Here is an 8,149-nt window from a genome sequence, read left to right as displayed (position 1 = left end):
GGTTTTGCTCCACGCTTCCTTCAGACCCCACCTCGCGGTGGCGCCCTTGCGCTTTGCTAACCCTTCGCCGCCATCAGGCTGGGTAGAGGACTTGCACCTCCAAGCTGTCGAACATGCTCGGCACACGAAAAGAGGCAGCAAGATCGCCGCTGGGAAGCGCCGATGAAGACCTCAAGGTCGGGTGATGGAAATGCAGAGACTGCCGATTTGTGGACCTGTGCTCTTGCTGGCGAGCTTATAGAGTTGTCCCTTGGCGGCTCGAAAGGCACAGCGCCCGTCCGAGCACAGCTTGCCATCGAGGGAGAGAGCGGGTGGAGCACCGTCAATGTCTTCGCTCCCCTTGATCATCCTCTTTGCGCTCGCCTGGACGTCGGCATCTTCCGGGGCCAAGAACTCGACTGCGTAGGGTTTCTGCAGTCCTCCGCATCTCTGCGCACCGATGGCCTCGATCATCTCGGCCCCGAACACGGGCGACACAAATAACCCAGTGACAAGTCCGACAGCGGGAGCTCTCGATAGACGATGATGCAACATCGATTTGGCTCCTCCAGCGAAATGCCTCTGACACTCTGTCGGCATGGTAGCACGTCTGCACCGCTCGAGAGACAATCCTGGCTAAGTGGGAATGCCGCTCCGGGAACAATCCGAGGCCGCGCACTAACATAAGTTAATTATAGTATTGCCCAAGTTTAAGGGGCCCGTGTCACCCATATCCACTTGAGACCTATTTTGCTGAAGCGCCAAATAATCTTGCTCAACCCTACCCCTGAGCAAGGCAGCCAAGCAAAAATCTCTTCCCTACGTGTGGTGGCGCACATCGGACCCGGCACAATGAGTGTAAACAAATAAACATCACCATTGTCCGATGTGGGCAATGCCCCAGTGGCCCCCAGGCTGGGCGCGGTATCTCCTGCGAGGCGGTCACCGCAATGCATCCGCACAGGAGGAGGAGGATGATCATGCGTATCTCCGCTATGCTCCTTTCCGCTCTGGCCATGGGGGGGTGCATCACAGGCTCTGCACACGCGTCTGAACTCGCGCCGATTGAGGGCTTGAGCATCAAGGTCGCCAATGTGGTGGGCAGTACCTACTACACTATCGAAAAGGACGGCTATCAGGTGGTGGCGACCCTGGCCTCCAGTGAGGAGGCGACACCTGTGCGGTTCATCGCAACCCTGCGATCCGGTCAGAATGTGATTGTGTCGGTTCCGCGAGCTCTCGGCCAAAGCGCCATGGAAGTTGAGATCAAGCGCATTGAGGATCGCGTGTTCGTGAGCGACGACACGCAGCTTAACAACTTGGTTCATTGATCATTCCTGTGGCGGCGGACGCGCCATGATGCGCCCGCCGTTCTGCCCCGATCCACGATGTCACACGGGGCGTGACCATGCACAAAGTAGACACAGAAAGATGGTGTGCCGCAGGCGCGCTCATCTTGATGGGCTGCTGGTTCCCCTTCCATGCGGCCGGGCAAGCGACCAGGGATGAGGATGGGCGATACTATGCCGACAACGGCGAGCCGACCTATTACATTGCCCAGGACGGACAGGTGGATTGGTCGACGTTCAATGGCTACCGCCGCTATCACGCGCAGTGTCATATGTGCCATGGTCCGGATGCCGAGGGCAGCACGTTCGCCCCATCCCTGTTGGCTCCCATGAAAGCCATGGATTACACAACCTTCCGAGACCTCGTCATTCATGGCCTGCGTACTGTGGATCCAGCCCAGCAGCGGGTCATGCGCGCGATGGGCCAGGACAGGAACGTCATGTGTCATCTTCCAGACATTTATGTCTACCTGAAGGCCCGCGCCGATGGCGTTCTGGGACGGCGCCGGCCCGACAATCATCAACCTAAATCGGAGGCTGCGGCTCGGGATGAGGTTGCCTGTCTGGGCAACCCGTAGGCCGCGGCGGAAAGCCAGACCCGCACCAGATGCAGGCAAGGGGAAGCCTGCGCCGACCCAAGCTCACCCGTCACATGCAATCCTCGCTTGCCGCGATGAACTCAGTCGACGGTGATGCTTCCGGTCATGCCGAAGCCGGCATGCAGGAAATGAGTACAACTCATGTTGTAGCGTCCTGCCGCCACCGGGACGAGGCGCAGTGTGCGGCTCTCGCCCTTGCCGACCTCAATCCCGCCGCCCGCGATTGCCGCCGCGTCAGCCGGGCTGATTTGCGCGGCGGCAAAGAATTCCGGTGCCGCGAGGTTGTGGCCGCCCGAGCCCCGGTTCATGAGACGAAGCTGGTAGGCCTGGCCGTGATGCAGGCGCACGTTCTGTGGCGTGAACGCAAAGTCCGACAGGATGATGTTGACCGGCTTAGCCTGGGCTCCGTCCGGGGGCGCGTCGCGGCCGACGCACTCCCGCAGAGGCCGATGACCAGGGCCGTGATGATCAGTGAGGTTCTCATGGGCGCCTCCCATCAGTAGCACCGGCTTATCGTAGCATCCTTGCGGGTTCATTCCGATGTTGGCCCGCACACGGCCACCAGTTCTTCGGGACGACTTAGCCGTTGGCGTGGACCTCCCGCCTTCTCATTCGCAGTCTCGTCCGCAACGACATGATGGACCGGACAGGTCATGGCTCATGCCCAAGAACGCACCAAAGCATGCCGAATTGATCCTGCTCAAGCGCTTTCGGTTGGTGCTTTTTATCGAAGCAAGGCTCAGCCCGCAGCCATGAGCCCGGACGCTAAAGCGGTAAGCAGCCCAGCATCCGTCGGAAATTATCCCACATCGATTCCACCGGCAACGAAAGTCGGCATCGGGTCACGGACTGCCCTCCCCTCTCCTGCTGTCGTGAATGCCCAACGGGCAGCTCACTGCCTCCTGCCCTCCCCTGATCATCGCAGCAGAAGCAGCATGGATTCACTCCCTTAAGGGGGTGGGAGGAGCTAGAACTCACATGGGGATGGTAGGGTCAAGGCGGTTTCACACGACGCGTTGCCTCGCAACGGCAGAGGCGGGCAAGCCCCCATCCCGCGGGATGGGCACACCCCTAGCTCACGCTCTTTCTGCCGAAGCAATGCGCTTCCGGATCGCTGAACTCCTCGAAGCGCACGTTGCAGAACCGTTCTACATCGGCAGACCGGCCTTCAGGTAGCCATCGATGAAACTCTGCCGGTCTGCCTCATGCTGAAACGGTTGAGCGCTCGCCCACGACTGGATCGAAAACTGTGGATGCGCCGCCAGGAATTGCTGAGCTTCCGCTCTAGCCTCTTCCGCGCGGCCAAGCTGCGCCAGACTGGCAGCCAAGATGCGTTGCGATCCCAGGCGATGCGTGGACGGGTGCCACAGCGTAGTCATCGCATCCTCATAGTGCCCGGCCGCATATTCTACGTACCCGAGATACCAATAATACCATCCAGGCGGATACGGATTGAGGCTAAACGCCTTCACCGTATGCGCGATGCCCGCGGCGGCATCCCCCTCATAGGCCCTCGCCTCCCCCAGAAATACCCAGGCATCAGCATGGTTGGGGTTTAGCGCGAGAGCCGTCGCCAACTCTGCTACGCCCGCGGGCCTGTCATGGAAGAGCAGCACGTCTCCGAGAACCGCATGGGCGCCGGCATTGTCAGGATCGAGTGATACAGCGCGCTCGGCCGCTGAAAGGGCAAGCGCAAAGTGGGGTTCCGCTACTTCTCCCCACATCACGCGGCCGCAAAGGTGGCCCATGGCAAGCCAGACGTATGCCTCAGCGAAATCGGAATCGAGGGCAATTGATCTCTCAAGCAGCTGACGACCGGCTCTGTTGCCTTCGACAGACTGGTTGACCAGCGCTCTGCCGCGCACAAACAGATCGTAGGCCTCAAGATTTGTCGCCCTTGGGCGTGCCATGAGCTGGACGGGCGGAACCAGACCGGAGAGGGCCCTCACAATCCTGCCAACGATCTCGTCCTGCAGCGCAAAGACGCTTTCGAGCTCCCGGTCAAATCGGCTGGCCCAGAGATGAACATTGCCGATCGCGTCGATGATCTGAGCGCTGATCCGGATCCGGTCCGCATCGCGACGCACGCTGCCTTCGATGACATAGCGCACTCCCAAATCCTTGGCGATTGTCCGAATATCGACCGGTTTGCCCTTGTAGGCGAAGGACGAATGCCGGGCGATCACGACAAAGCCCGGGATCCTCGACAAATCGGTGATGAGATCCTCTGCCAGGCCATCGCCAAAGTATTCCTGCTCCGGATCACTGCTCATGTTGGTGAATGGCAACACGGCAATCGTCGGCCTTGGCTCGATCTCGTCTAGCGCGGCGGGAGCTTCCACTGCCGCAACGTCCCGCTGACGCACCGGGGTCGAGTGCACCAGCCTGTATCCTACGCCTGGGATCGTCGCGATCCAATTCTCTCCGGTGGCCGATTGGCCAATGCTTCGACGAAGCGCTGCGATCTGCACCGTCAGATTGCTCTCTTCGACATTCGTCTTTGGCCAGGCGGCATCCATCAAGGAAGACTTCGTGACGACCTCACCACGGGCCTCCAGCAGAGCTTGCAGCAGGGCTCGCTCTCGCCTGCCAATCACAACCGGTGATGCCCCCCGAAATAAGGTCCCGCGGCGGCAGTCGAAGATAAATGGACCGAACGCGAGGAACTGACCCGGCATGGCTTGATCATATCATTGTTTCGGAAGATTTCGGAACTTTTCGGGAGACGCTTCAGGACAGGAAGTCCCTCAGCCGCGATGCTGTCACTGACTGGTCCAACAAGGGGCCGTACGATGGCAGGAGGCGTTTCATGAACGCAAGCATTCACGCACGCTTCGGCTTTGGCCTAACGCTCTGTTTAACTGCCGTTAGCCCTTCCCCGGCTCACTCGGCCAGTCGCCTCGGTGACCTTGGCGTCGGGCCGGACAGCGATAGCCGGTACCTTGAGCCCGTCATCGATCGGATCGAAAGTCCAATCGGTCGAACCACTATTCGGGTTATCGACCCGGAGGACGGTGAGCAGGTCGGCACCGTTCTATATGGAATTCCGCCTTACGGGTCAGAACCCCTCCAGAACCGGGGCGGGCCGCGTTAATGCGGTTTTCGATGCTCCGCAAACGACGGCAGCGGATTCTCCCGGTCCTGCGCCCGGCATGTGCTGTGCTGATCCGCCTTCCCCTCGGTTCCTGCCCTTGGCTCCCCTTGCTCCGCCGCTGGTGACCCAGCGTTGTTCGCAAGGTTCGTTGTGACTCAGGCAGGATCTGACTCCTCGGGATCGTTCATCATCGGCTTCGGCTCCTCGCCTTCCCGATGCGGACCAGCGGTGGCATGCCACGCTGGCCAATCCCGAGGCCTCCCGGTTCCCGTGCAAGGAGCGTCCATGCATGCCAGGGTCTCTGACCACGTCGGGTCGAGCCGGCCCTCGCGCTGTCGCGCCGGCTCATGTTGCCTTCCGCACACAAGAAAAACGTCGGCACCCGAAAAGCATCACTTTCGCGGCTCAATGGCTGGCCTGCATGCTCCCCTGTCAACGCTTCACGGACGGCCTCACGATCGCCCGCGCATGACTCGGGGCCAATGTGGATCGCTCCTCCTTCATTGCGATGGACTTGCACCATCTACTCCTTGCCGGTCTCCCGGCGCACCTTGTGCTGACCCCGTGTTGGAAGCTGCTGCATCACGGCACCGTCAACGATTGCTTGATCGCCTGCTCGATCCATGCATCCCGGGACATCCCAGCCCTGCCCGCTACTTGGTCCACTTGGCCAAGCAGCGCTGGCATCAAGGGCACGTCGACGAGAACATCCAACTCCTCCTGGCCTGACTGTCCGTAGGCCAATCCAGTCACCTGCCGCGCGAACCGCCGCACCCGGTCGGCCTTCTGCTGATCCGAGAGGCTGCCGTCATTTGCGACCAGCGGGCAATAGGCACCGACTAGATGGTCAACGATGAGGGCAGGCTTCATGCCATTCTTGCGCAGGTCGGTCATCCCAGGGTCAGCCTCGTGCCGCATCTCCAGGCGCACTTCATGCTCCCATGGACCATTGAGATCATATTCGTAGCGGAAGCGGGTTCCTTGGCGGAGGCGAAGCTCGGAGAGCGGGACATCCGAAGACCGGGCCGCCAGCTCCAGGGAGCCGAACCGCTTTGCCCGAGGCGTAAACTGGAACAGGTGGATGCCCTCCCAGCCCATCGCCACCTGGATGACACCATGCAACTCCCGCAGCGTCATGCTGTCCGGAACCTGAACCCGCCACCAGACCATAGGGCTGATGCCAAGCAGCCAGACCTTGAACTGCAGGATCTCCGGAGGTCGGGAAGGATCGGACACGTCGGGTGCGGATGGGGTGCGTTTCGGCAAGTGAGGGTGTCTCGCGGCTATGTTTCGTCTGGCTCGAAACGTTGTGCAGCCAACCCGTTACAAATCTGCCCCACACTTCATCATGCTCTCCTAGTGTGCGCGCCAGACGGAAAAAGGGCCGCCTGGGACAATGACTACATGGTCCAGCTCCTGGCGGGTTCGCTCGTCCGCCAGTCGGTCGAGGGCAGTAGCCATAGTGTTCGCCCCTGCCGTTAGTGGACCCTCTCCCCGCTCCAGCGATCACGCCCGGCCCAGTAGGGGCACAACGGACAGGTTGGTCCGTGGTAGTCAATTCCTTCTTCGTGCGGGCAGCCAATAATCCGGTCCACCATCGCAACCGAGCGCACGCCGAACCTGTCCAGGTACGCCAAGACCTCCTCCGCAGCCTGGACGTCCTCGCGCACATCGCCCTGCTCGGCGAACCATTGCTTCAGCTCGACTGCCTCTTGGTTCTCAGCCAGCACGATGCCGACTGTCAGCTTGCTCGCCCGGCGGTTATCCGGCCCGTAGAAGGCGACCGTGGCCACCGGGAAGCCCCGAAAGCCTTTCTTGGCCTTCTTGGTCAGTCGCTTGCGTGCGTGCTCCCGGAGCATTCTCCACCCGTTCAGCTGTCTGGCACTGCCCCACAGTTACACAGGTTGGCCTCGAGCCAAAGGTCCCCCGGATCACGCCTCACAGGTTCGTGCGTTACCCCTGGGGTCTAAGCTCAGTTTCGGAGGGCAAAGGGAGCGGCGGGTTTGCGCTGTCGAGAAACTCCACCGTTGTAAAGACGAATTCACTCTCTCCAATATTCTCCAAGTCATGGACCTTGAACTCTCCTGGTCCGTAGGTGAGGTGGCTCGTCTGGCCCGCCGCATAGGTAGCCTCCACCACCGAACCGTCCTGTTGGTGCGAACGAGCTTTCCCGGGTGTTGTGGCAACCCAGAAATAGTCCAGCACGTGGCGATGGAAGCCGAGGCGCTCTGAGGGTTTCAAGCGGACTTCCCACACCCGGACCCGGCGGTCCTGGGACAGGAGGCGGGTCCCCACGCAGGGATTGAACTGGTTCTTTGTGAATTCATCCTGGCGTGCGGCTGACCACGTTGCGCTTGGTTCAAGAAGGTTTGGCATTCGGACCTCCATCGTGAGAACCGTATTCAAATCCTGGGATCGGGAGCGATCCATGACCCACCTCCCATCATACCGAGGAAACCGCGGATCGGCCCAGCCCAAAAGCCTGGGAGGCCGATATCCCGTTCGACGCTCGAGGGTCAGTCCGGTGCCTGTCCGCCAATCTTCAGCAACTGCCGGCATCGACAGGTTTGCCATTCAGTCTTTCGCAGCAACCAAAACGAAGCCGCGCGTCCGGTTCTGGTTATCTGAATCAGGCGTGTTCATGGCCGCATAGAGGTCATCGGCCTCAACCCAGACGGGCGGATACTTGTACCGGGACACATCCAGGACCAGAAAGCGGTCGGTGTCGGCATCATAGGCGGCTAATGGCGAGATGTGGCCTCCACGCTCCTGTCCGATTGCTCGTCGCAGGTAGTTGACGATCACGTACCGGTTGGGCGTGCCGAGAGCCTCAGTCGCGAGCTTGCGGAACTCGTCCACACTGGTGTCGGCAGTATGGTGCACATCAGCCTTGACCCCGAAGGTGGTCAAAAGCTGGCCGATTTGGTCCAGCGTCATTCCGATCTTCGCCAGCACCTCCTTCGGCAAAACCTTTTCAGTTTCGTCATTGAGGAGATTGTCCGTACGCATCCGAGGTGGGCCGCCTTGTAGGAATTGTCGGATTTGGCACTGACTGTCCTTATTGACGTCAAAAAGGACAGTGCGGCTATGGATCGAGTTGAGATTGTCGATACGGGTCGGCGTCGTCG

9 protein-coding genes are annotated in these 8,149 nt (G+C 60.5%); 2 read left to right on the top strand and 7 right to left on the bottom strand.

From position 1 onward, the window contains the following. Positions 1-171 precede the first annotated feature (171 nt). Positions 172-534, bottom strand: coding sequence for a hypothetical protein (locus FS320_RS33570; protein WP_152716738.1), 363 nt, complete (start codon positions 532-534; stop codon positions 172-174). A 425-nt stretch (positions 535-959) separates the two neighbouring features. Here FS320_RS33570 and FS320_RS33565 point away from each other — a divergent pair, with 425 nt between their 5' ends. Both FS320_RS33565 and FS320_RS33560 read left to right on the top strand, forming a co-directional pair. Next, a complete protein-coding gene (locus tag FS320_RS33565; RefSeq protein WP_152716737.1) occupies positions 960-1,310 on the top strand; it encodes a hypothetical protein in 351 nt (116 codons plus the stop codon). A gap of 128 nt (positions 1,311-1,438) precedes the next feature. Continuing rightward, positions 1,439-1,906, top strand: coding sequence for a c-type cytochrome, methanol metabolism-related (locus tag FS320_RS33560; RefSeq protein ID WP_152716736.1), 468 nt, complete (start codon positions 1,439-1,441; stop codon positions 1,904-1,906). Positions 1,907-2,007: 101 nt separating this feature from the next. On the opposite strand, the gene FS320_RS33555 is transcribed toward FS320_RS33560, so the two are convergent. The 6 genes from FS320_RS33555 to FS320_RS33525 form a co-directional block, all read right to left on the bottom strand. Then, entirely contained in the window at positions 2,008-2,424 is a 417-nt protein-coding gene (locus tag FS320_RS33555; RefSeq protein WP_192926375.1) for a cupredoxin domain-containing protein, read from the bottom strand. A gap of 651 nt (positions 2,425-3,075) precedes the next feature. Beyond that, positions 3,076-4,605, bottom strand: coding sequence for a winged helix-turn-helix domain-containing tetratricopeptide repeat protein (locus FS320_RS33550; protein WP_152716734.1), 1,530 nt, complete (start codon positions 4,603-4,605; stop codon positions 3,076-3,078). A 998-nt stretch (positions 4,606-5,603) separates the two neighbouring features. Further along, on the bottom strand, positions 5,604-6,287 hold the full coding sequence (locus FS320_RS33540; protein ID WP_244627558.1) for a plasmid pRiA4b ORF-3 family protein: 684 nt from the start codon (positions 6,285-6,287) through the stop codon (positions 5,604-5,606). A gap of 212 nt (positions 6,288-6,499) precedes the next feature. Continuing rightward, positions 6,500-6,880 (bottom strand): hypothetical protein, encoded by a 381-nt coding sequence (locus tag FS320_RS33535; protein WP_152716733.1) that lies wholly within the window; start codon positions 6,878-6,880, stop codon positions 6,500-6,502. Positions 6,881-6,974: 94 nt separating this feature from the next. Beyond that, a complete protein-coding gene (locus FS320_RS33530) occupies positions 6,975-7,397 on the bottom strand; it encodes a cupin domain-containing protein (protein ID WP_152716732.1) in 423 nt (140 codons plus the stop codon). Positions 7,398-7,595: 198 nt separating this feature from the next. Beyond that, a partial coding sequence (locus FS320_RS33525) for a phytochelatin synthase family protein (protein ID WP_192926374.1) occupies positions 7,596-8,149 on the bottom strand: 554 nt, incomplete at its 5' end.

The organism is Microvirga tunisiensis (assembly GCF_009296175.1).
Classification (GTDB): domain Bacteria; phylum Pseudomonadota; class Alphaproteobacteria; order Rhizobiales; family Beijerinckiaceae; genus Microvirga; species Microvirga tunisiensis.
Note: the sequence above shows the minus strand (reverse complement) of the source record. Positions and strands in the feature narration are given on the sequence as shown.